The 21,523-nt window shown below is 64.8% G+C and carries 22 protein-coding genes and 1 tRNA gene; 11 read left to right on the top strand and 12 right to left on the bottom strand.

The features are described from left to right. Nucleotides 1-30: 30 nt before the first annotated feature. The gene (locus tag AC56LV_RS02640; protein WP_499555816.1) at nucleotides 31-1,098 is read right to left on the bottom strand and encodes a porin; all 1,068 of its coding nucleotides are present in this window, start codon (nucleotides 1,096-1,098) and stop codon (nucleotides 31-33) included. A 134-nt stretch (nucleotides 1,099-1,232) separates the two neighbouring features. On the opposite strand from AC56LV_RS02640, the gene AC56LV_RS02635 reads away from it, so the two are divergent. The 6 genes from AC56LV_RS02635 to AC56LV_RS02610 all read left to right on the top strand — a co-directional run bounded on the left by AC56LV_RS02635 (nucleotide 1,233) and on the right by AC56LV_RS02610 (nucleotide 9,401). After that, nucleotides 1,233-1,922 (top strand): response regulator, encoded by a 690-nt coding sequence (locus AC56LV_RS02635; RefSeq protein WP_332529995.1) that lies wholly within the window; start codon nucleotides 1,233-1,235, stop codon nucleotides 1,920-1,922. Nucleotides 1,923-1,935: 13 nt separating this feature from the next. Next, nucleotides 1,936-3,414 (top strand): sensor histidine kinase, encoded by a 1,479-nt coding sequence (locus tag AC56LV_RS02630; protein ID WP_499555814.1) that lies wholly within the window; start codon nucleotides 1,936-1,938, stop codon nucleotides 3,412-3,414. 273 nt (nucleotides 3,415-3,687) lie between these two features. Beyond that, nucleotides 3,688-5,208, top strand: a complete 1,521-nt coding sequence (locus tag AC56LV_RS02625; protein WP_499556770.1) for a CitMHS family transporter — start codon at nucleotides 3,688-3,690, stop codon at nucleotides 5,206-5,208. A 40-nt stretch (nucleotides 5,209-5,248) separates the two neighbouring features. Further along, nucleotides 5,249-6,028, top strand: coding sequence for a fused MFS/spermidine synthase (locus AC56LV_RS02620; RefSeq protein WP_499555812.1), 780 nt, complete (start codon nucleotides 5,249-5,251; stop codon nucleotides 6,026-6,028). A 165-nt stretch (nucleotides 6,029-6,193) separates the two neighbouring features. Then, nucleotides 6,194-9,034: a bifunctional diguanylate cyclase/phosphodiesterase gene (locus AC56LV_RS02615; protein WP_499555810.1), complete on the top strand. Its 2,841-nt coding sequence runs from the start codon at nucleotides 6,194-6,196 to the stop codon at nucleotides 9,032-9,034. Between the two features lie 145 nt (nucleotides 9,035-9,179). Continuing rightward, nucleotides 9,180-9,401, top strand: coding sequence for a hypothetical protein (locus AC56LV_RS02610; RefSeq protein WP_499555808.1), 222 nt, complete (start codon nucleotides 9,180-9,182; stop codon nucleotides 9,399-9,401). A 93-nt stretch (nucleotides 9,402-9,494) separates the two neighbouring features. On the opposite strand, the gene AC56LV_RS02605 is transcribed toward AC56LV_RS02610, so the two are convergent. Further along, entirely contained in the window at nucleotides 9,495-9,866 is a 372-nt protein-coding gene (locus AC56LV_RS02605) for a hypothetical protein (protein WP_343027743.1), read from the bottom strand. Between the two features lie 59 nt (nucleotides 9,867-9,925). Then, nucleotides 9,926-10,063, bottom strand: a complete 138-nt coding sequence (locus AC56LV_RS02600; protein WP_499555806.1) for a hypothetical protein — start codon at nucleotides 10,061-10,063, stop codon at nucleotides 9,926-9,928. Nucleotides 10,064-10,249: 186 nt separating this feature from the next. Between AC56LV_RS02600 and AC56LV_RS02595 the strand changes: the two genes are divergently transcribed. Beyond that, a complete protein-coding gene (locus tag AC56LV_RS02595; protein WP_499555804.1) occupies nucleotides 10,250-10,450 on the top strand; it encodes a hypothetical protein in 201 nt (66 codons plus the stop codon). Between the two features lie 15 nt (nucleotides 10,451-10,465). Here the strand turns inward: AC56LV_RS02595 and AC56LV_RS02590 are convergent, their stop codons facing one another. After that, nucleotides 10,466-10,660, bottom strand: a complete 195-nt coding sequence (locus AC56LV_RS02590) for a hypothetical protein (protein WP_499555802.1) — start codon at nucleotides 10,658-10,660, stop codon at nucleotides 10,466-10,468. 159 nt (nucleotides 10,661-10,819) lie between these two features. Between AC56LV_RS02590 and AC56LV_RS02585 the strand changes: the two genes are divergently transcribed. Then, entirely contained in the window at nucleotides 10,820-11,722 is a 903-nt protein-coding gene (locus AC56LV_RS02585) for an alpha/beta hydrolase (protein ID WP_499555800.1), read from the top strand. 315 nt (nucleotides 11,723-12,037) lie between these two features. Here the strand turns inward: AC56LV_RS02585 and AC56LV_RS02580 are convergent, their stop codons facing one another. Continuing rightward, a complete protein-coding gene (locus tag AC56LV_RS02580) occupies nucleotides 12,038-12,346 on the bottom strand; it encodes a 2Fe-2S iron-sulfur cluster-binding protein (RefSeq protein WP_499555798.1) in 309 nt (102 codons plus the stop codon). A gap of 114 nt (nucleotides 12,347-12,460) precedes the next feature. Here AC56LV_RS02580 and AC56LV_RS02575 point away from each other — a divergent pair, with 114 nt between their 5' ends. Together AC56LV_RS02575 and AC56LV_RS02570 are read left to right on the top strand one after the other, a co-directional pair. Beyond that, complete coding sequence (locus tag AC56LV_RS02575; protein WP_499555796.1) at nucleotides 12,461-13,492, top strand: L,D-transpeptidase family protein; 1,032 nt, start codon at nucleotides 12,461-12,463, stop codon at nucleotides 13,490-13,492. A gap of 51 nt (nucleotides 13,493-13,543) precedes the next feature. Continuing rightward, nucleotides 13,544-14,236 (top strand): M23 family metallopeptidase, encoded by a 693-nt coding sequence (locus AC56LV_RS02570; protein WP_499555794.1) that lies wholly within the window; start codon nucleotides 13,544-13,546, stop codon nucleotides 14,234-14,236. Here AC56LV_RS02570 and AC56LV_RS02565 read toward each other — a convergent pair. The 5 genes from AC56LV_RS02565 to AC56LV_RS02545 all read right to left on the bottom strand — a co-directional run bounded on the left by AC56LV_RS02565 (nucleotide 14,205) and on the right by AC56LV_RS02545 (nucleotide 19,221). Further along, nucleotides 14,205-16,043, bottom strand: coding sequence for a M4 family metallopeptidase (locus AC56LV_RS02565; protein ID WP_499555792.1), 1,839 nt, complete (start codon nucleotides 16,041-16,043; stop codon nucleotides 14,205-14,207). The two genes, AC56LV_RS02570 and AC56LV_RS02565, sit on opposite strands and share 32 nt — an antisense overlap. 94 nt (nucleotides 16,044-16,137) lie before the next feature. Further along, nucleotides 16,138-16,731, bottom strand: a complete 594-nt coding sequence (locus tag AC56LV_RS02560) for a hypothetical protein (protein WP_258837530.1) — start codon at nucleotides 16,729-16,731, stop codon at nucleotides 16,138-16,140. Nucleotides 16,732-16,761: 30 nt separating this feature from the next. Beyond that, on the bottom strand, nucleotides 16,762-17,946 hold the full coding sequence (locus tag AC56LV_RS02555; protein ID WP_499555791.1) for a zinc-dependent alcohol dehydrogenase: 1,185 nt from the start codon (nucleotides 17,944-17,946) through the stop codon (nucleotides 16,762-16,764). A 185-nt stretch (nucleotides 17,947-18,131) separates the two neighbouring features. Continuing rightward, nucleotides 18,132-19,010 carry a KPN_02809 family neutral zinc metallopeptidase gene (gene ypfJ, locus AC56LV_RS02550; protein ID WP_499555789.1) on the bottom strand — a complete coding sequence of 293 codons (879 nt, stop codon included), beginning with the start codon at nucleotides 19,008-19,010 and terminating at the stop codon, nucleotides 18,132-18,134. A 28-nt stretch (nucleotides 19,011-19,038) separates the two neighbouring features. Further along, on the bottom strand, nucleotides 19,039-19,221 hold the full coding sequence (locus tag AC56LV_RS02545) for a hypothetical protein (protein WP_499555787.1): 183 nt from the start codon (nucleotides 19,219-19,221) through the stop codon (nucleotides 19,039-19,041). Between the two features lie 164 nt (nucleotides 19,222-19,385). Between AC56LV_RS02545 and AC56LV_RS02540 the strand changes: the two genes are divergently transcribed. Beyond that, a complete protein-coding gene (locus tag AC56LV_RS02540; protein WP_499555785.1) occupies nucleotides 19,386-20,321 on the top strand; it encodes a methyltransferase in 936 nt (311 codons plus the stop codon). A 623-nt stretch (nucleotides 20,322-20,944) separates the two neighbouring features. Here AC56LV_RS02540 and AC56LV_RS02535 read toward each other — a convergent pair. After that, nucleotides 20,945-21,034 (bottom strand) — tRNA-Ser (locus AC56LV_RS02535). A 116-nt stretch (nucleotides 21,035-21,150) separates the two neighbouring features. Next, on the bottom strand, nucleotides 21,151-21,480 hold the full coding sequence (locus tag AC56LV_RS02530) for a nuclear transport factor 2 family protein (protein WP_499555783.1): 330 nt from the start codon (nucleotides 21,478-21,480) through the stop codon (nucleotides 21,151-21,153). Nucleotides 21,481-21,523: the final 43 nt, after the last annotated feature.

Here is a 21,523-nt window from a genome sequence, read left to right as displayed (position 1 = left end):
GATACCGCCGCACGATGCCGCGTGGCGGTACTAGAAGCGGTGCTGCATGCCCGCGGTGATGCCGCTCTGGGTCGACCCGAACCCCGGATCGTCGCGCGACAGGCCAATCAGCTGGCCGTTGTCCGCCTTTGCGTGCGCCAGCGACAGGTACAGGTCCGTGCGCTTGGACAGCGCCAGCATGGCGCGCGCGACGAACATCGTCGGGTCGGCGTCCAGATTCGAAGGCAGGTTCTTCGTGTTGATGTGATATACCGCGCCGGTCAGCGTGACCGCGTCGATTGTGCGCGTGATGCCGCCCCAGTAGGTGTCGCCGCGCAGGTCGGCCAGGTTGGTGCGGCCCTGCGCCATCTTGTAGCCGCGCTTGCCGGCCGAGTAGCGCCACGGGCCGGTGCGGTAGTCGACCGCCACGTGGTACGCCGTCGTTTCGTCGAGCGCATTCGTGGCCACGCCCTCGATGGGCGTGCCGTCGATCCGCTCCCACGAGGCCATCACGCCCAGGCCATCGCCGAACCATGAGCCGCCCAGCGCCAGCTTGCGCCCTTCGCGCGAGCTGCCCGAACGTTCGCCCAGGCCGACCGTGGCGCCGTACGTGAAGCCGCCCGTGCGCCCCGTGTACTTGATCAGGTTATCGAACTGGGTCGTCATGCCGTAGCGCGATGGCCGGGTGGCGCTGCCGCCCGTGGCCCATGAATAGTTGGGCGCAAAGCCCATCGGATCGAACTTGATCACCAGTTCATATACGGTGGTAAACGAGCGGCCGATGACGATCCGGCCCAGATCGTTCTCCAGTCCCACGTAGGCCTGGCGCTTGAAGATCGCGCCGTCACTGGCGCCCGTATCGAGCAGGATGCCGCCTTCGAGGTTGAAGACGGCTTTCAGGCCGCCGCCCAGGTCTTCGCTGCCGCGAAAGCCCCAGCGCGACGTGTTCTTGCCGCCCGAAATGACTCGCACTGCGTTGCCGCCGTCCTCGCCGGCATGGTTGACGAATTCCGCGCCGGCGTCGATCAGGCCATAGACCTGGACGTTGCTCTGGGCGAGGACAGGTGCGGAAAGGGACAGCGCTGCCAGGACGGCAAGCGCGAGGGCCGATTGTTTCATGTGTCTCCGAACGTTGTTATGGGTATCTGCTGCAGCTGGGTCGCTGCTTGTGGGCCGACTATATGTGCGCCAGCCTTTCAGTTCGCTTTCAGTGGTGCTTTTCGGGAAAGCCGCTTTGCGTTTACACTGGCGCGATGAGAATCCTGCTCGTTGAAGACCATGTCGAACTGTCCCACTGGGTATCCAAGGCCCTGCGCGACGCGAAGCTGACCGTCGAATGCGCCGCCACCGGCGCCGATGCCGACGCCCTGCTCCACACCCAGGACTACGCCCTGGTGATCCTGGACCTGACGCTGCCCAAGATGGACGGCCTGGACGTGCTGCGCCGGCTGCGTGCGCGCGGCGGCGCGCGGGGCGGCACGCCGGTGCTGATCCTGACCGCGCGCGGCGGCCTCGAAGACCGCGTGCAGGGCCTGAACCTGGGCGCCGACGACTACCTGCCCAAGCCGTTCGAACTGGCCGAACTCGAAGCGCGCGTCAAAGCGCTGCTGCGCCGCCGCAGCGGCAACGAAGCGCTGGTGCACGAATGCGGCGGCCTGCGCTTCGACACCGTCTCGCGCATGTTTACCATTTGCGGCGAAGCGCTCGCACTCACGCCGCGCGAGCACGCCGTGCTCGAAGCGCTGATTGCACGCCCGGGCCGCGCGCTGTCGAAAGAAAAACTGTTCGACGAAGTGTTCGCGCTGGCCGACGACGTCAACCTCGACGCCATCGAACTGTATATTCACCGCATCCGCAAGAAGCTCGAAAAGTTCCCGGATGCCCGCGCGATGATCGTCACGTTGCGGGGCATCGGTTACCTGATGCAGCAACGGCCCGATTGAGCCCCCGCACGCGATGACCCTGCGCGCGTCCCTGCTCCAGATCACCGCCGGCCGCCCACTGGGCAGCCTGCGCGGGCAACTGCTGCGCTGGCTGATCCTGCCGCTGGTGCTGCTCGTCGCGCTCAATGCGGTCTCGCTGTACCGCGATGCCCTCGAGGCCGCCGATGTCGCCTACGACCGCTCGCTGCTCTCGTCCACGCGCGCGCTGGCCGAGCGGGTCTCGGTCCAGGGCGGCAAGGTTGTCGCCAACGTGCCCTACGTGGCGCTCGACAGTTTTGAGACCGACACGCTGGGCCGCATCTATTACAAGGTCACGGGCCTGCACGGCGAAACCGTGTCGGGTTACGACGACCTGCCGCCGGTGCCGAAGAACGTGCCGCGCACCGACCTGTATCCGGCGCTGGTGCGGTTCTATCACGCCACCTACAACGGCGAGCGGGTGCGCATCGCCGCGCTGCTGCAACCGGTCTACGACGACTCGATGCGCGGCATCGCGCTGATCCAGGTGGGCGAGACGCTCGACGCGCGCCAGGCGCTGTCGCGCGATATCCTGATCAGCACCCTGCTGCGCCAGGCCCTGCTCGTGCTGGCGGTGGCGGCGATGGTGTGGTTTGCCGTGCGCCTGGTGCTGCGGCCCCTGATGCTGCTGAAGAACGAGGTCGAAACACGCGCGCTGTCCGACCTGTCGAACATCGACCCGGCGCTCGTGCACAAGGAAGTGCGGCCGCTGGTGGCGGCAATGAACGGCGCAATGGCGCGCACGCAGGACCTGATCGCCAGCCAGCGCCGCTTCATCGCCGACGCCTCTCACCAGTTGCGCACCCCGCTGGCGGTCCTTAAGACCCAGGCAGAACTGGCCCTGCGCGAAAACGATCCGGCCGCAATGCGCGCCATTGTCGGCTCGATTGCCGGCACCACCGACGGGGCGATCCACCTGGCCAACCGCCTGCTGACGCTCGCGCGCATCGAGCATGGCAGCGGCAGCACGCCCGATGCGCCGGTCTCGCTGTCAGAGGTGGCGCGCCAGGTCGGGCTGGAACTGGCGCTGCCGGCGGTACAGAAAGGGATCGACCTGGCGCTCGAAGCCGATGCTGACGATCAGACCACGGTTCCGGGCCAAGCATTGCTGCTGCACGAACTGGTGTCGAACCTGGTCGACAATGCCATCCGCTATACGCCCGCCGGCGGCAGCGTGCTGCTGCAGGTCCGGCGCGAAGGCGACCAGGTGGCGCTCACGGTCAGCGACAGCGGGCCGGGCATCGCAGCCGTCGATGTCGATAAAGTGTTCATGCCGTTCTACCGCGCCCAGGCGACGCTCGAAGCCAATCCGGGCGGCACCGGGCTGGGACTGGCCATCGTGCGCGATATCGCCAACCTGCACGGCGCCGGCATCACGCTGGGCCAGTCCGGCGACGGGCCTGGCCTGAGCGTGCGCGTGGTATTCCCCGCGGCGGCGATCGTTGAAGCGTCAAGTGCACTGAAAGCCAATTGAAAGGCACGCACGCCTATAGTTGGTGCAAACAGCAGCACACCAACGACAACGATCGGAGACACCATGCACTTCCCTGCCCCCGCGCGCGCCGCCCTGGCCGCGCTTTCCCCCGTTTGAACCGCGCCTGAAAAAAACGGCGCGCGATCGACCGTGCATCGGTCTGCATGAAGCAGCTGTGCACCACAACCCCACGCGCCACCTGCACCAACACCCCGGGCCCCAGCGGCCCACACACCGCGTGCGGCAAGCGCACCGGCAAGGAGAATGATGATGATGTTGACCATCCTGGCGTATTCCATGGTCGTCGTGTTCATGTACCTGATCATGACCAAGCGCCTGCCGGCGCTCGTGGCCCTGATCGTGGTGCCCATCGGGTTCGGCGTGATCGGCGGCTTCGGCCCGCAGCTCGGCCCGATGATGCTCGACGGGATCCGCAACCTGGCCCCGACCGGCGTCATGCTGATGTTCGCCATCCTGTACTTCGGCATCATGATCGATTCGGGCCTGTTCGACCCGGTCGTGCGCCTGATCCTGAAGCTCGTCGGCGGTGACCCCTTCAAGATCGTCGTCGGCACCGCCGTGCTGGCGATGTTCATCTCGCTCGACGGCGATGGCGCGACGACCTACATGATCACCGTTGCCGCCATGCTGCCGCTGTACGTGCGCCTCGGCATGAGCCGCCTGGTGCTCGCCTGCGTGATCATGCTGGCCGGCGGCGTCTTCAACATCCTGCCGTGGGGCGGCCCGACGGCGCGCGCCGCCACCGCCCTCGGCGTGGACGTCAGCGACATCTTCGTGCCGATGATCCTGCCGATGGCCGTCACCTGCATCTGGGTCGTGTTCGTGGCCTGCGTGCTGGGCATGAAGGAGCGCAAGCGCCTGGGCATCATGACGCTGCCGACGCAAGCCGAAAAAGCGGAAAAAGCTGCCCAGGCAGCGCAGAATGTCGCCGTGCTGCAGCCGGCCTTGGCCGCTGAAATGAACGGCACCACCGGCCACTGGAGCCCTGCCGCCGCTGCCTCGGCGCGCGATGGCAATGTGCACCAGCTGGCGGGCGGTCGGGTTGAATCGACCGTAGCATCGTCGGGCGAACCGGCGCTGGCCACCGGTGGTGGCAATGGTGGCGGTGGTGACGACAATGACGTCTCGAACGCCGCGATCAAGCGCCCGCGGCTGATCTGGATCAACTTCGCGATGACGACCCTGTTGATGGTATTCCTGATCATGGGCGTGCTGCCGTTGCCCGTGCTGTTCATGATCTTCTTCGCCGTCGCGATCATGATCAACTACCCGGGCCTCGAAGAGCAGAAAGAGCGCATTGCGCACCATGCAGCCAACGTGCTGCCGGTGGTGTCGCTGATCTTCGCTGCCGGCATCTTCGTCGGCATCCTGCAAGGCACCAAGATGGTCGATGCGATTGCGCTGTCCGTCATCGCGGGCGTGCCCGACTGGATGGGGCCGTACCTGGCGGTTGTCACGGGCCTCTTGAGCATCCCGTTCACGTTCTTCATCTCGAACGACGCGTTCTACTTCGGCATCGTGCCGGTGCTGGCCAAGGCGGCCGAAGTGTACGGCATCACGGCGGCAGAAATCGGCCGCGCCTCGGTGATCGGCCAGCCGGTTCACCTGCTCAGCCCACTGGTCGCCTCGACCTATCTGCTGGTCGGCATGTGCAAGGTGGAGTTTGGCGACCACCAGCGCTTCACGCTGATCTGGTCGATCTCAGCGGCACTGGTCATGCTGGCGGCGGCGCTGGTGTTCGGCGTCGTCCCGCTGATGGGCAGCGCCGCGTAATACGGCGGGGCGGCGGGGCGCGGCGGCATATACTTGCCAGATGCCCGCGCCCCACGATCTTCCTGAACCACCTGCCGTCGCCGCGCCCCTGGTCGTGAGCGACGGCAAGCGCCGCACCCTCGCATTCACACCTGGCGATGTCCAAAGCGAGATGCTGCTGGCGCAGCCCGACGCCCTCGTCCTCGATTACACCCGCGCCATGATGTGCTTTGCGCTGTTCGCGCCGCGCCCGCGCCACATCGTGATGGTGGGCCTGGGCGGCGGTTCGCTCGCCAAGTTCTGCTACCGGCACTTTCCACAGGCCCGCATCACGGTGCTCGAGATCCGCGCCGATGTGATCGCGCTGCGCGACCTGTTCTGCCTGCCGCCGGATGATGAACGCCTGCGGGTGCTGCATTGCGACGCAGCCGACTATCTGGCGCGCACGCCCGGGGACGCCGATGTGCTGCTGGTCGATGGCTTCGACCGGGGCGGCTTGCCGCCGGCGCTGGCCAGCCGCGCGTTCTACGCCGCCGGCCGCCGCGCGCTGCGTCCCGGCGGCGTAATGGTGGCCAATATTTTCACCTACGATCCGGATTATGTGTCTTTCTTACAACGGCTGGGGGATGCCTTCGACGGGCGCGTAATCTGGTTCCGGCACATCGCCGGCAACAACCGGATCCTGTTCGCCATGCGCCCCACCACCCTGCCTTTACGCGGCGAACGCCTGCTGCTACGCCTCGCACGGCGCGGCCGGGACCGCAGCGGCATCGGCTTCGGCTGGGCCAACCGGCTGCTCGCGCGCGGCGTGGTGGCCTGGCTGGCGCGGCGCCGGGGCTAACACGGTTTTACCCACGACGGGCAGATTGTCCCTCACAATACGATAAGTTTGCGGCGCCAGCCTCTTGTATGACACACTGGCGCGCATTCATGCTCGTCGGCAAGAACCGTCTGCCACGTGCGCTCCTGACTCATTTGTACGGATTGACCTGGACCTTTCGATAACATGCCGCGCCGACTGCCCCGTTCACTGACTCTCGCGGCAGCCCTCACGCTCGGGGGCGGCATGGCCGCCTCCTTCGGCCTGTTCATCGGTGTCAGTCACCTCGAATATGACAATATGGCGCTCGCGTTCGGCCAGCGCGCCGACCAGCGCGTGGCGGCAGTGCGCCAGGGCATGGGCCAGGCGTTTGAAGTCCTGGCCGTCACCAACCAGCTGTTTTCCAGGGGCGAGCCGGTGAGCCGCGAACGGTTTGCCGACTTCACGGCCGCCCTGCTCGAGCGCCACCGCTTCATCCAGGCGTTCAATTTCCACCGCGTCGTGCCGGGCAATGAACGCGCGTTAATCGAAGCCGAGCTGCAGCATGTGCGGCCCGGCACGATCCTGACCGAGATGACGCCGGGTGGCCAGGTGCCCGCGCCGCTGCGCACCCGCTATCACGTCATCGAATACGTCGAACCGATGGCTGGCAACGAAGCGGCCCTGGGCCTGAACCTGTCCCACAACGCTGCCGTCATGGACGCACTCGAGCTGGCACGCAGCACGGGCCAGCCGGCTGCCAGCAGCCTGTTCGCGCTGGCCCAGGCGCCGACAAGCCAGGCCAGCTTCGATCTCGTGCAGCCGGTAGTCGACAAGCAAGGCGTCATGCGCGGCAACACGGCCGTTGTCCTGCGGGGCAAGGAACTGGTGCGCGAATCGCTTGCCACTGCCGGCCTGCTGGGTGGCGGCGACATCTTCGTGTCGGTGTACGCCGGCGACCATGCCGACCCTGCCGCCCTGCTGTTCTCGAACGGCCCTACCTCAAGCGCCTCGCGCCACGAATTTGCCGGCTGGCTGCGCCCCGACCACGGCATGCAGAACACCATACTGCATGCGGGCGGCCGGGCCTGGCGCGTTGAGGTCGCCGCGGCGCCCCGGCCGTTTCTGGCCGATCATCTCGCCTCGCTGTCGCTGCTGTGCGGGGGCATCCTCGTCACGCTGATGGGCGCCGCGTTCGTGCAGTCGGCCGGCGAGCGGGCGCGCAAAGTGCAGCAACTGGTGCGCCAGCGCACGTCGGAACTGCGCCGCAGCAACCGCCAGCTGATCGACGACATGGTCGCGCGCGAACGCGCCGAAAAAGCGCTGCTGCACAGCGAGCAGCGTTTCCGCCAGCTGGTGTCGATGTCGTCGGACTGGTACTGGGAACAGGACGCCGAGCTGCGCTTCACGATGATCACCGGTGGCTTCACCGAAAAGTCGGGCGTCGCCGTGCAGGGCCTGATCGGCAAGACGCGCTGGGAATACGTGCCGGGCCTGCTCGACAGCGAAAGCGGCCGTACCCACCTGGCCAAGATGCAGGCGCGCGAAGCGTTCAACAACCTCGAGTACCAGATCGTCGATGACGATGGCAACGCGCGCTGGTTCTGCGTCAATGGCGAGCCCGTGTTCGACGAGGCGGGCGTGCTCACAGGCTACCGCGGTACCGGCAGCGACATCACCGAGCGCAAGCTGACCGAACAGCGCGTGCACCACGTGGCCCAGCACGACGTGCTCACCGGCCTGCCCAACCGCTCGCTGCTGCAGGATCGCCTGAGCCAGTCGATTGCGTTTGCCAGCCGCAGCGAGCGGCCGGTGTGGGTCATGCTGATCGACCTGGACCGCTTCAAGTTCGTCAACGACAGCATGGGCCACAAGGCCGGCGACGTGCTGCTGGTAACGGTGGCAGCGCGCCTGCGCGCGGCGCTGCGCGACGCCGATACCGTGGCGCGCCTGTCGGGCGACGAGTTCGTCGTGATCCTCAACGAGCATGCCGACGAGCCGCTCTCCCCTGCCGTCGTGCAGCGGATCATGGATGCCGTTGCCCAGCCGGTCATGCTCGGCAACAAGGAATTCTTCGTGACCTGCTCGGTCGGCGTGGCAGTGTTCCCGACCGAAGGCACGCTGAGCGAAAACCTGATCGAGCACGCCGACATTGCCATGTACCGGGCCAAGAAGCTGGGGCGCAACAACTTCCAGTTCTTCACGCCGAGCATGAACGACGAGGCGATGGAACGGGTGCGCATCGAAGGCGCGCTGCGCAATGCGCTCGAACGCGACGAATTCGTGCTGCACTACCAGCCGCAGGTGGACATGAAGACGGGCCAGATCGTCGGCATGGAAGCGCTGATCCGCTGGAACCATCCCGAACTGGGCATGGTGCCGCCAGGGCGCTTTGTCGGCGTGGCCGAAGAAACCGGCCTGATTGTCCCGATCGGTGCCTGGGTCATGCGCACTGCCTGCGCGCAGAACAAGGCCTGGCAAGTTGCCGGCTACCCGCGCCTGCGGGTGGCAGTGAATTTGTCGGCGCGCCAGTTCGGCGCGGCCAACCTGATGGCCAGCCTGGAAGCGACGCTGCAAGAGACCGGGCTCGATGCGGCCTGCCTGGAGATCGAGCTGACCGAAAGCCTGTTCATGAGCGACGTCACGCCGGCGGTGGAATTGCTGCACCGGATGAAGGCGCTCGGGGTCAATCTGTCCATCGACGACTTCGGCACCGGGTATTCGAGCTTCTCGTACCTGTCGCGTTTCCCGATCGACGTGCTCAAGATCGACCGCTCGTTCGTGGCCGACATCACGCACGACGCCAACGACGCAGCCATCGTCTCGTCCATCATCGCGCTGGCCCACAACCTGAAGCTGGCCGTGATCGCCGAAGGCGTCGAGACGCTCGCGCAGCTCGATTACCTGCGCAGCCACGGCTGCGATGAAATGCAGGGCTATTACTTCAGCAAACCGGTGCCGGCGGACCAATTCGAGGCCTTGCTGGCCGAAGGCCGCTGCCTGCCAGCGCCAACGCCGTCACCAGCGCCCGAGACGCTACCCGCCTAGCGTACTTTCAGTTGCATGCCCGCCACGCGTCGCGGTACGAAGCGGTGTCATTACATGGCCGGCAAAACATTTATATAGCTAAATAAACATTATTGGTCGTACAATCATCGGGCCGATGGCGCAACCCCAATACCTGGACCCAATAATGAACATGAATGACATGCCCGACATGGCCATGACACCCACTACGCCCACGACCCGCCACCAGCGCGTTGACGGCCGCACGTCCGATCTGGTCAACCAGGCGATCGCCTCCATTCCGACCCTCGGCCTGCAGCGCGCAGCCGAATTTCTCGCGACGATGAACGTGCCGGCCGAAGTGGCAGTGCGGGCGCTGGTGTATCCAGCCCGCCGCCGCGCGCACTAGCCAGGCGCAATGCTGCGGGCCAGCTGCTGCTGAGGACTCAGAAAAGAGCAAAGAGGTAGTACAGTGGCCGTCCGCGATGGACGGCCAGCGCGGTCAGCGGCGCTCTTCATTCAGGGCGATATCGGCCAGCGATTCGCGGCCCTTGTCGCTCAGGCCATGGCCACCGCCTTCGAGCGGCACGATATGCGATTTGCGGTTCAGGAAACGCAGTACGTCTTCGTCGAGCGCCACCTGCGGATCTGCCGCCAGGGCGCGCAGGCCCGTCACGCAGCGGCGCAGGAACAGCACTTCTTCACCCTTGTCGGTCAGCGTCAGCCGCTTGTCGCGGCCATAGGACATCAGCTTGATGCCACACAGGCGCTTCGAATTGCGCCCGACACAGGCACTGGCCATCTCTTGTTTACCGCCGCGACGCACCATGTCGAGTGCGTCGTATTCGTCCGTCGTGAGCTTTTCGTTTTTCATTACCGCATTTCGTTGACCAAAGGGCGCATGGTACGCGTCACAGCGCGCCGGGGCAACCTTCAGCGCAGCGAACGCAGGATCAGCCAACCCAGTCCGGCACTGGCCAGTACGCCCAGCACGAGCGCGAGCTGCGCGCTACGCGAGCCCAGCACTGAGCTGCGCCCCAGATATATCTTGTTGTACAACGTCGAGCCCATGATCTCCTCCTGTTTTTCATGTTATCGACATTATAGAAAGCCCATTGTTGCCGTTCTGTGACAGGAAGCACACGTGCCCTGTACACGGACGAAAAAGCAACAGTTTTCACCATGGTCTGCCGCGCGACATCACCGCACCGGGGCTGTTAGGATCGTACAACATTGATAACGCTATTGGAGCCCAGCATGAATGACACGCCAAACAACGTCGACCCCAAAAACAAGGATCGCGCCATCTTCGATGAAGCCGACATCGGCAGCGGCGAACGCTCGCCCGGTCAGCACGACACCGAACAAATGATTCGCGAGATCCCGGGACTGCCGCCGGCAGGCAGCGATGACAAGCAGGAAGACAAGGAAGGTCAGCGCCAGGAACCTGGCGCTTGATCAGGTAATGCTGGTTTAGTGGGCCCGGATCGGTGGTTCGGGCATGCTCGGCTCTTCGACCGGAGCATTGACGGGATCGGGCACGTCGTCCGGCACCGGTGGCTGCGGCGGCGGCGCCAGCGGGTCGTTCGGCGCATCCGGATCGGGTGTCGTGTGCGCATGCAGAATGGTCGGTTCGCGCGAGGCGTCGTTGGCATGGAATTGAATCATGGTCGCCTTTCGGTAGGTGATGGAGTCATGGGCAGACTAGCATGGCTGTCACCCCGGGGCCGTACGATTGCCCCGCAACCGCCGGCCGCCATTGCCGCATGCTGCTGCGGCGTGGCGACTCGGCTATAGTGATGTTTTCACCACTCTCACCGCCCCGCCATGCGCTTTTCCAGCCTGCTGTTTGCCCTCGCGCTTGGCGCCGCCTCGAGCGCCCACGCCGCCCCGATGAAACTCGACGACTACCTGGCCCTGCGCGGCCCTGCCCCGACCACCAAACTTGCCTATGGCCCCGCGCCTTCGCAATACGCGGAACTGTTCGTGCCGTCCGGCGCTGGCCCGTTCCCCGTGGCAGTACTCGTGCACGGCGGCTGCTGGAACAGCAAGTTTGGCGGCATCACCCAGTTTCGCAATATGGCCGGTGCCCTGGCCGCGCGCGGCATCGCGGTCTGGAACGTCGAATACCGGCGCATCGATGAACCGGGCGGCGGCTATCCCGGCATGTACCTCGACATGCACGCCGCGCTCGACCTGCTGGCAAAGCATGCGCCTGCGCACAAGCTCGACTTGGCCCGCATCGTCGCCGTCGGCCACTCGGCCGGGGGGCAACTGGTGCAATGGATCGCGGGCCGCGCGCGGATCCCGGCGGACAGCCTGCTACACCATGCCAACCCACTCAAAGTCGATCGTATCGTGAGCCTGGGCGGTCTGGCCGACCTGCGCCACGAAGCGGCGCTGATCAAGTCGAGCTGCGACCGCGATCTGGCGCAGCTGGCCGGCACCCCGAGCGCCGCGCGGCCGGATGTATTGGTCGATACCAATGCCGCCGACCTGATGCCCAATGGCAGCCGCACCTGGCTCGTGACAGGGGCGCTCGATACGATTTCGCCGCCGCGCGTGGCGCACGACTACGCGGCGCGGGCAAACAAGCTGGGGGATGTGGCGGACGTCGTGATCCTGCCGGAGGCCAGCCATTACGATGAGGTGGCAACGAGTTCGCCGGCGTGGCCGACGGTGCTGAACGTGATCGAGGGAGCGCTGGGCCTCTCTACAGAAACGCCGTAGGACAGGCGGTGCGCGTCGCCGGCAGGCGACGCGGTGATGCAGGGTCAAGCTGAGGTTATTGCGTGTGCTTAACTGCTGGTTTACTGCTGGCTTACTGCTGGCTTACTGCTGGCTTACTGCTGGCGCGACTTTTCTTCTTTCTTGACCTTCTTGGCTTCCTTCTTTTCCTTCATGGTCTTGGCCGGTTCCTTCTTGGTCGTCTTCTTTGCATCCTGACTTTTGCTCATGGTCGTGCTCCATTCATGGTGGTTGCTGCGGATGTCATCAGAACGTGCCGGACAGCGCGTCGGGCATCAAGCGGATAGTACCACCATGCTAATCGCGCCCGGTAGCGATGCGCCGCGCCAGTGGGACGTCCAGCACCAGATCGTCGCGCGCCAGCGCCACGCAGGGCAATATATCGCCGTCCCGCCGCTCATCGACCGACAGGCCCGGCCACTCGACCGTGTACGCCACCTTGCCGGCGCGCAGGCGGCACAGGCAGGTACGGCAGGTTCCGTTGCGACATGAGCTGGGCAACTCGATGCCGGCAGCCTCGAGCGCGTGCAGCAAGGTCGTGGCCACGCCGACGGCGACATTGGCGCCGAGCGGCATGACGGTAACGGTGTAGACAGGCTGATCCATAGTGCAATTGTAGCCTCAATGAAACAGTTGACCGGCTGTGAGTACGCTGACGCACAGACCCGGACGATGCATTTCACTACTCTACAGTTTTCCAGAAGCAAACCCGGAGACCGCATGAACAAGATGACCGCCCTGACCCTGATCGCCGCCCTTGGAGGCACGCTGACCCACGCCATCGCGCAACAGCCTGCCCCGCTGCCGCCAGCCGCCCAACCGGCGACGACAGCCCAGAATACGACGATGTCGACGGCGGTAACCGCTGCGCCCGGCGCTGTGCAGGATCCGGCCATTGCCGAGCAGGCAGAATTCGAAAAACTGCTGCGCGCCCAGGTGCTGCTCGAGCGCGCCTACCTGTCGCCAGGCGAACTGGACGGCGCCTACGGCTCGAACATGCGCCAGGCCCTGAACACGTTCCAGACCGTGCGCAAGCTGCCGGTCACCGGCAAGCTCGATGACGCAACCTGGAACGCCCTCGCCACCGACACCACGCCCACGCTGGCCGAATACGCGCTGATCGCCGAAGACGTCGAAGGCCCGTTCCAGCCAGTGCCCGACACGATGATGGAAAAGGCCAAGCTCGCGCAGCTGGGCTATGCCAACGTGCTCGAAGGCCTGGGCGAGAAATTCCACGCCAGCCCGGAACTGCTGCAGCGCCTCAATCCAGGCAAGACCTTCGCCCGCGCGGGTGAACGCATCATGGTGCCGAACGTGAGCGGCAAGGAACCACTGGCACAGGCGACCAAGGTCGTCGTGCGCGATAGCACCAAGACGCTGCAACTGTTTGACGCAGCGGGCCGCCTGCTGGCCCAGTATCCGGCCTCGACCGGCAGCAGCCGCGATCCGCTGCCGATCGGCACCTGGAAGATCGAGGGCGTGCACGCCAATCCGGTCTACAACTACAACCCGAAACTGTTCTGGGATGCCAAGCCGGGCGACAAGGCAACCCCTGTCAAGCCAGGCCCGAACAACCCGGTCGGCGTGATGTGGATCGACCTGTCCAAGCCGCACTACGGTATCCACGGCACGCCAGTGCCGGGCCACGTGGGCAAGACCGAATCGCATGGCTGCATCCGCCTGACCAACTGGAGCGCCGCTGAAGTGGGCGCCGCCGTCTCGGCTGGCACCGAAGTGATCCTGCAAAAATAACGAGCGCCCCAGGCACACACGCGGCGCCCGTGGCGCCGCACGGAGAACAAGATGAAATGGTTGATCACGTTTGTCCTTGGCGTGCTGGTCGGCGCCGCGATCCTGTTCGTGGCACTGCAAGACGTGCCTGACAAGCCGGCGACCGAGGTTGCCGCCGCAGCGCCGGCAGCCCCCGGCATTCCGGCATCGCAGATCGAGAGCCAGCTGCCGCCCGCGCCAATCGTGGTGCCGAATCTGGAAGATGCCGACCTGCCACTGCGCCCGACGCCTGACGCCACTGCCGCAGCAGGTTCCACTGCTCCGACGACGATGCCGGGCAAGCTGCTGGTGCCGGTGCAAGGCATCAAGTCGGCCCAGCTGACCGATACCTTCTACCAGCCGCGCGGTGAACAACGCCAGCACGAGGCGCTCGACATCATGGCCCCGACCGGCACGCCCGTCGTCGCGGTGGCCGACGGCAAGGTTGCCAAGCTGTTTCACAGCAAGCCGGGCGGCCTGACCGTCTACCAGTTCGATCCGACCGGGCAGTTTGCGTACTACTACGCCCACCTGGACCGCTACGCCGACGGCATCGCCGAAGGCATGGAGGTCAAGCGCGGCACGTTGATCGGTTATGTCGGCGTGACCGGCAATTCCGATCCGAACGCACCGCACCTGCACTTCGCCGTCGTCGCCCTGACGCCGGAGAAGCAGTGGTGGAAAGGCACGCCGCTCAATCCATTTCCACTGATGAGCGATCAGTAACTACTGCGGTGATCGCTGCGGCGGCCGGCCCGGTAACGGACGCGGTCGCCAACTCGTCGATGTCTGCCCCGACATTGATCGCTGCATAGGCGCGCGTGACCGCCACCACTTCGCGGCTGCCCGTCCCGTACAACTCTCCCGCCGACTCGATCATCTTCGCCCGCGCATCGGCGTAATTGGTGCTGGCCGTGAACTTGGTCGTGTTCGCACGGAACCAGATCCGGAACGCCTTGTCGATGCCGATGCCCGTCATCGCCAGCGGGCGCCGCTTCAGGTAGCCGCTCCACGCATCATTTGTCTTGTCGGCCACTGAACCCCGCGCCAGGAAATAGAACATCCGGTTGTTCGGGCCGCTGCTGTAATGCACGTCCAGGCGCTTGAGGCCCGTGCTCCACGCGTCGCGGCTATTGCCATCCTTGCTGGGCTTGATCATCCAGCGCAGCGGTTTGCCGTCGCGGGCGATCTCGCTGCCGAGCATCCAGTCGTTGCCCAGTGCGGGCACGACCTCTCCCTTGCCGCCGGCACGCGCATACGCCTCGACGACTTCGCCCGCGATGTCCGAACTCGACTCGTTCAGCCCGCCCGACTCGCCCGTGTAGACCAGGTTCGATGTAGCGGCCGTGATGCCGTGCCCCATTTCGTGGCCGACGACGTCGATCGCCGCGAGGTTCGTGAAGAACGTGCCGTCGCCGATGAACATGCAGCGGCAGGTGTCGCTGTAGTAGGCATTGTCGTAGCCGCGGTTGACATGCACGGCGATGTGCGACGCCGTATCCTGGCCGTCGAGCGCGCGCCAGCCCAGCACGTTCAGGTGCAGGTCATAGGTATTCATCAGGCCCCACATGGCGTTGACGGCCGCGGTCTGGCCGTTCGCGCCCGTCGTGCTGGCGCCTTCGACGAACTGCTTGCCGTCGCCCCAGGTGTTGTTGCTATTGGTGTAGACGCGCCCGCTGGTGGTGCCGTGGTTGGCGTTGGTGATTGCCATTGCACCGAACATGCCGCCCTTGCCGCGCTGCGGATCGAGCAGCTGGTACACGTTGCCCGAAAATGTCGTGCTGAGCGGCACGTTGCCGCTGTACTGGCTCCGGCCGATGCCCTCCACCGTTTGCAGCGCGTTCCAGCGGTCGATCGTATCGCCCGTGCGCGCATCGACGATGACGTCATAGAAGATCGGTTGCTCGCCGCTGCGCATGCGCACGCGCACATGCCAGGCCAGCGCGTAGTGGTCGACCGTTTCGACCAGATCCAGTGCATTCAGGTCGCTATCGGGCTTGGCAATGGCGCTCGGCGCACGCTCGTCGCGCATCACGGGGTAGATCACCAGTTCGGCGGTGGGCAGCTTGACGTTGACGGCGCCGGACGGACTGCCCTTGGCGGCGGCGCTGATGGCAGCCTTGCGCTTGACGACCGGCGTGGTGTCGAAGCCGGTGGTGACGGGACTGAGCGCGCCGGCTGCGGTGCGCCCCAGCTGCAGGCGGCGGGGCGAGGCGCTTTCGGACACGATCTGCTGGCGTGCATCGAGCACGACCACGGATTCGGAGCCAAAGATGCGCACGCCCTTGTACAGGTGCGCCGCGCGCACCACGTGCGTGCCCTGAACGCCGGGGTGCTGCGCGACGACGCGGTAGCCGTGATCGGCATCCAGGCCGATGGCCGGCCGGCGCGCAGTGAGCTGGCCCAGGACCTGCGCCTGCGCCTGCGTGTCCAACTTCAGTGGCGCGCTCATCATCGGCGCGCCGTGGACGCCGGGCGCCAGCACGATGGCGGCACCCAGCAGAACTGCCCTGAACAACGGTTGAGGAATCATCTCGGCTCCATCCGGTAAGCCGGGCCAGGTGGCGCCGGTCATCGACCATGATGGACGTGCAAATAAACGAGTATTTGCTTGAGAACAATGTCCCCTACCTACGGCGCTTCATCAGATACACCGCCGTGCCAACGACGGCCACGCCCAGTGCAACTTTTTTCGCCAGGCCCGCCTTGTTGTGCTGGAACTCGGCCTTGATGCCCATCTCGGCCAGCACGTTCGGGATCTTGCCGCTGGCAAGATCCTCGCCGATGCCCTCGACCATGTTGACGCGGTCTGCCACCAGCAACAGCAGCCAGTGGCGCACGTCGTTCTCGGTCAGCTTGAAGGCCTGGCGCCGGATCATGCCAGAGAGGCCGGATGGCGGCTGGACCGTGCCAAACAGCGGCGTGCGGCCCGGGCGCTCGGTGGAGACGAGCACCTCGACGTGTTCTTCCTGCGGTTTGGGATCCCCGTCCGGCACGTTGATGAAGCGCGGCGGCGTGCGTTCCATCGGCACGCCGGGCCGGTCCTTGCGGTCGAGGTCGGCGCCCCAGCCCTGGATGTGCGCCAGTTGCGCGCGGGTGGGACGGCGTGGCGCAATTGCGCCGTGGACGTGGCCGACGTGGCCATCGTTGTCGTGTTCGCCTGGCGCGTGGTCGCCGTCGTGCTGGTCGTTGGCGCTCACGATGTCGTTACGTGTCTGCATAATGTGTCCTCGTAGTGATCTGCATGTCGGTTACGCTGCGATGCTGGCCTTGACGGCGCGTACTTCGTTCGCGCGCGGCGGAATCAGGATCGTCTTGATGCAGTTGTCGAGCTTGCTCGAGAAGATGTGATACGCATCCGACACTTCTTCCAGCGGCACGCGGTGCGTGATGATGGCTTTCGGATCGATGCGGCCGGCGCGGATGTGCTCGATCAAGCGTGGCAAATGGCGGCGCACGCTGGCCTGATTCATGCGCAGCGTTAAACCCTTGTTCAGCGCATTGCCGATCGGGACCGCATTGAAGGTCGGCCCATACACGCCGACGATCGACACATTGCCGCCCTTGCGCACCGAGTTGATGCACCAGTGCAGCACGGTCGCAGCCCCGGCCTGCATCATCGTGTAGACACCTGTGATGGTCTGCATTGTGTTGCCCGCTGCTTCGCAGCCCACTGCGTCGATGCAGACGTCGGCGCCCATCCAGTCGGTCATCTTCTTGATGTGCAGCGCCATGTCGCTCACTTCCTTGAAGTTCACGACTTCGCACTGCGCATAGTTCTTGACGAATTCGAGGCGGTATTCGATCTCGTCGACGACGATCACGCGGCCCGCACCCATCAGCCAGGCCGACTTGGCGGCGAAGATGCCGACCGGGCCCGCGCCGAACACGACGACCGTGTCGCCTTCCTTGATGTCGCCCATTTCGGCAGCCTGGTAGCCGGTGGGCAGCGCGTCCGTGAGCAGCACGGCGTCATCGTCGTGGATGTCTTCCGGGATGATCATCGGGCCGACGTCGGCCATCGGCACACGCACGTACTCGGCCTGGCCGCCGTCATAGCCACCGGCGGTGTGCGAGTAACCATAGATCGCGCCAACGGCGGTTGCTTGCGCATTCGTGTTGTGGCAATTGCCATACAACTCGTGCTGGCAAAAGAAGCAGGAGCCGCAAAAGACGTTGAACGGCACCAGGACCTTGTCGCCTACCTTCAGCTTGTGGACATCCGACCCGACTTCTTCGACGATGCCGATGAATTCGTGGCCGAAGGTGTGACCGACCCGCGTATCGGGCACCAGACCGTGATACAGGTGCAGGTCGGAGCCGCAGATGCAGGCGCGGGTGACGCGCACGATGGCGTCGCCCGGGTGTTCGATGACGGGTTCAGGCTTCTGGTCGGCGCGGACACGGTATGGCCCGCGGTAGTTCATGGCAAGCATAAGCACTCCTTGGCAAATTCAGTGAGGTTATGTCGGCGCGCTCTGAATAGCGTGCTGATCTAACACTAACTTATGTCAAGTTACCAAGGATTGCCATACGCGCACGGTAACGGACACGCATTTTTACGCAACTACCCCGAATTAATGTCCGCCTTTATACCCATCAGGAAACTTTTTAGTGCCTTTTATAGATTTTTGGCATCAAAAGTATTGCACGAGGCCACTTCACCACTCTCCAGGCCACGCTCGAACCAGCGGACGCGCTGCGCCGATGTGCCGTGCGTGAATGAGTCTGGCACCACCACGCCGCGCGACTGCTTTTGCAGCGCATCGTCGCCGATGGCGCTCGCCGCGTTCAGGGCGGCTTCGACATCGCCCTGCTCCAGGATCTTCGCACGCTGATCGGTGCGCTTGGCCCAGACACCGGCGAAGCAGTCGGCTTGCAGTTCGAGCTTGACCGACAGGATATTGCCCTGTTTTTCCGACGCGTTCTGCTGGGCCGCATGCACCTTGTCGGAGATGCCGAGCAGGTTCTGGACGTGGTGGCCGACCTCATGGGCAATCACGTACGCCTGGGCGAATTCACCGCCGGCATTGAACCGCTGCTGCATCGTGCGGAAGAAATCGAGATCGATGTACACCGATGCATCGGCCGGGCAATAGAACGGCCCGGTCGCGCTCTGGCCGACACCGCACGAGGTATTCGTGCGGCCGTCGAACAGCACGAGTTTCGCTGGCTGGTATTGCGCATTCTGTTCAGTGAAGATCTGGGTCCAGGCATCTTCGGTGTAGGCCAGCGTGGTGCGCACGAACTTGCTCTCGCGGTCGTCGGCCGGCGCCGCGCGCGGCTGCGACGATTGCTGGACCTGCGGCGCGCCGCCACCCGACAGCAGGCTCAGGATCGTGGCCGGCGAGACGCCCAAAAAGTAGGAACCCACCAGTGCGATGACGATGGTGCCGATACCGATCGAGCGCCCGCCAATCCCGAAGCCACCACCTCCCCCGCCACTGTCGCCCCGACGGTCTTCGACATTGCTGCTTTCACGGTCACCATCCCAACGCATACGTTCTCCTAGTCGTCCAGTTGTTGATTCAGCGGGTATTGCGCTTGATGCTGGAGGTATCGGCGCGCTCACGCGCATCCTTGCCGCGCAGGTCGTCGGCAGGCGCCAGGCCAGCACGCTGCTCGTCGTTCAGCGCGCGCTCGCGGCGTTCGCGGGCGATTTCGCGGTCCATGCGGCCGCGCGGAACGTCGTCCATGTCAAAGCTTTTCATTGTGCGTGTTCTCTCTCGTTGTCGTTGTCATTTGACTATGCTGATGAGTATGGTTCGTCGCCGTCATCCCGTATGTTCGAGTGATCACATAATGCATCAAATTCCATCGGCATATGACCCGATTCGTGCGCGCCGCTCTGCGCGATTCATGCGATGCTTGCGCCATGACATCTATCCAAGCCACTGCCCTGATCGCCCTTGGCACGACCCTGCGCCAGGCCAATTACCGCTTCATGACGGTCACGCCGTCGACACACCGGCGCATCAACGGCCGGGCCGGCAACGAACAGGCGCGCGACCTGCGCGACGTGTTCGGCTGGAGCCGGCCGTTTGCCCCCGCCGTGCTGCCACCTGGCATGCTCGAATTGATGGCGAATGCCGGGGTGCTGGCCGGCGAAGGCGACGCGCTGCGCTCGACCGTGCGCGCCTCGACGCTGGACGACCTTCTGCTGTTTCACTCGGCCTTTCCAACGCACGACGACGATGCGGTGTTCTTCGGGCCGGACACCTACCGCTTCATCGGCGCCATGCGGCGCGCATTCGCGTCAGCCGACCCCGCACCCATGCGCGCAATCGATGTCGGCTGCGGCAGCGGTGCCGGCGCGCTGACGATCGCGCGTGCCTTCCCGGCTGCCGACGCGATCGGCGCCGATGTCAACCTGGCCGCGCTGGCCCTGTCCCGGGTGAACGCACAACTGAACGACGTGACGGGGTTCACGGCCTGCGAGAGCGATCTGTTCAATGGTGTGGCGGGCGAGGTCGACCTGATTGTGTCGAATCCGCCATTCGTCGTCGATCCGGACGCTCGCCGCTACCGCCACGGCGGCGGCGAACGTGGCGCCGAGCTGTCGCGCCGCATCGTCGAAGAAGGCCTGGCGCGCCTGCGCCCCGGCGGGCGGCTGCTGCTGTACACGGGGGTGGCGATCACGGGAGCCAATGACCATTTCCTTGAAAGCCTGCGCGCGCGCCTCGATGCAGAATGCGCATCGTGGTCGTACGAAGAACTCGATCCCGACATCTTCGGCGGGCAGCTCGGCGAGCCCGGGTACGAAGAAGTCGAGCGGATTGCCGCGGTATGGTTGCAGGCGCGCAAGCGCTGAGGCCCGGTCAGCCCGGATTGTTCCTGCGCCGCCGCCAAAAAAGCCGATTTGCAGTCAATGGACCGTAGGGTGGGCGGGGTTTTCCGCCCACGCGTTCAACGCACCGTTGCACCGTCGCACCGCGGAGCGAAAAGCGGGGGGTCAGGTCTGACATTCGGACACGACCTCGACGATCGGGTAGTCGGAACCAGCTGGCACCGGGCCATGCCAATACTGGTCAACACACGATTGGAAGTGGATAAGGCTGAGGTCGGAAAAGCGGGGGGTCAGGTCTGACATTCGGACACGACCTCGACGATCGGGTAGTCGGAACCAGCTGGCACCGGGCCATGCCAATACTGGTCAACACACGATCGGAAGTGGATAAGGCTGAGGTCGTGTCCGAATGTCAGACCTGACCCCGGCTGCTCCCTGATACACCGCGGAATGAAAAAAGCCACCTTTCGGTGGCTTTTTTTTGCTACTTGGCGGAGAGGGTGGGATTCGCCTACATGCTGCAGGCCGCGCCATCGCGAATACGCGCTGGCCTTCTCATCCCACACGCAGGGCGCGCAGGCGCCCTGCTCCTCTGATACGCCGCGGAATGAAAAAAGCCACCTTTCGGTGGCTTTTTTTTTGCTACTTGGCGGAGAGGGTGGGATTCGAACCCACGGTACGCTCGCGCGTACGCCTGATTTCGAGTCAGGTACATTCGACCACTCTGCCACCTCTCCAGATTCGGTCGTCTCGCATCGCTGCGAGAGGCCGCATTATACCGACAGCTTGGCGAATCTTGCAAGTAATGCCGTGCAACTTATTTTCATGATGGCGACTTGCTGTCCAGGGTAGCTCACGCACGGATCGCCAGGGCGGTGATCGCCGGGCCGTCGAGACTGAAATCGAAGACGATGCGCGCGGGGCTGCCGGGGAAGTTTCCCGTGACCTCGGCCTGGACGATACAACCGGGCGGCGTGGTTTTGCACGATACCGGATGCGCTGTCGCGCCATAGCGGGCGCTGGTCGCGCGCTTCCAGGCGCGGATCGCGTCGCGCCCGCGATACGCGTGCCCCTCGTCGCGTACCTCGGCATCCTGGCTGAAGCAGCCTGCCACCGCATCGGCATCGTGAGCGTTCGCCTGCAGGAAGTATTCTGCGACCGGGGTGGGCATTGGGATTGTCATGGTGTCTCCTGAAGGTCAATGGAAGTCCACATCCTGCCAGCCT

Source organism: Telluria sp. RB2R28 (genome assembly GCF_059685835.1).
The sequence above is the reverse complement of the archived record's forward strand: the minus strand, read 5'-3'. Positions and strand labels throughout refer to the sequence as shown.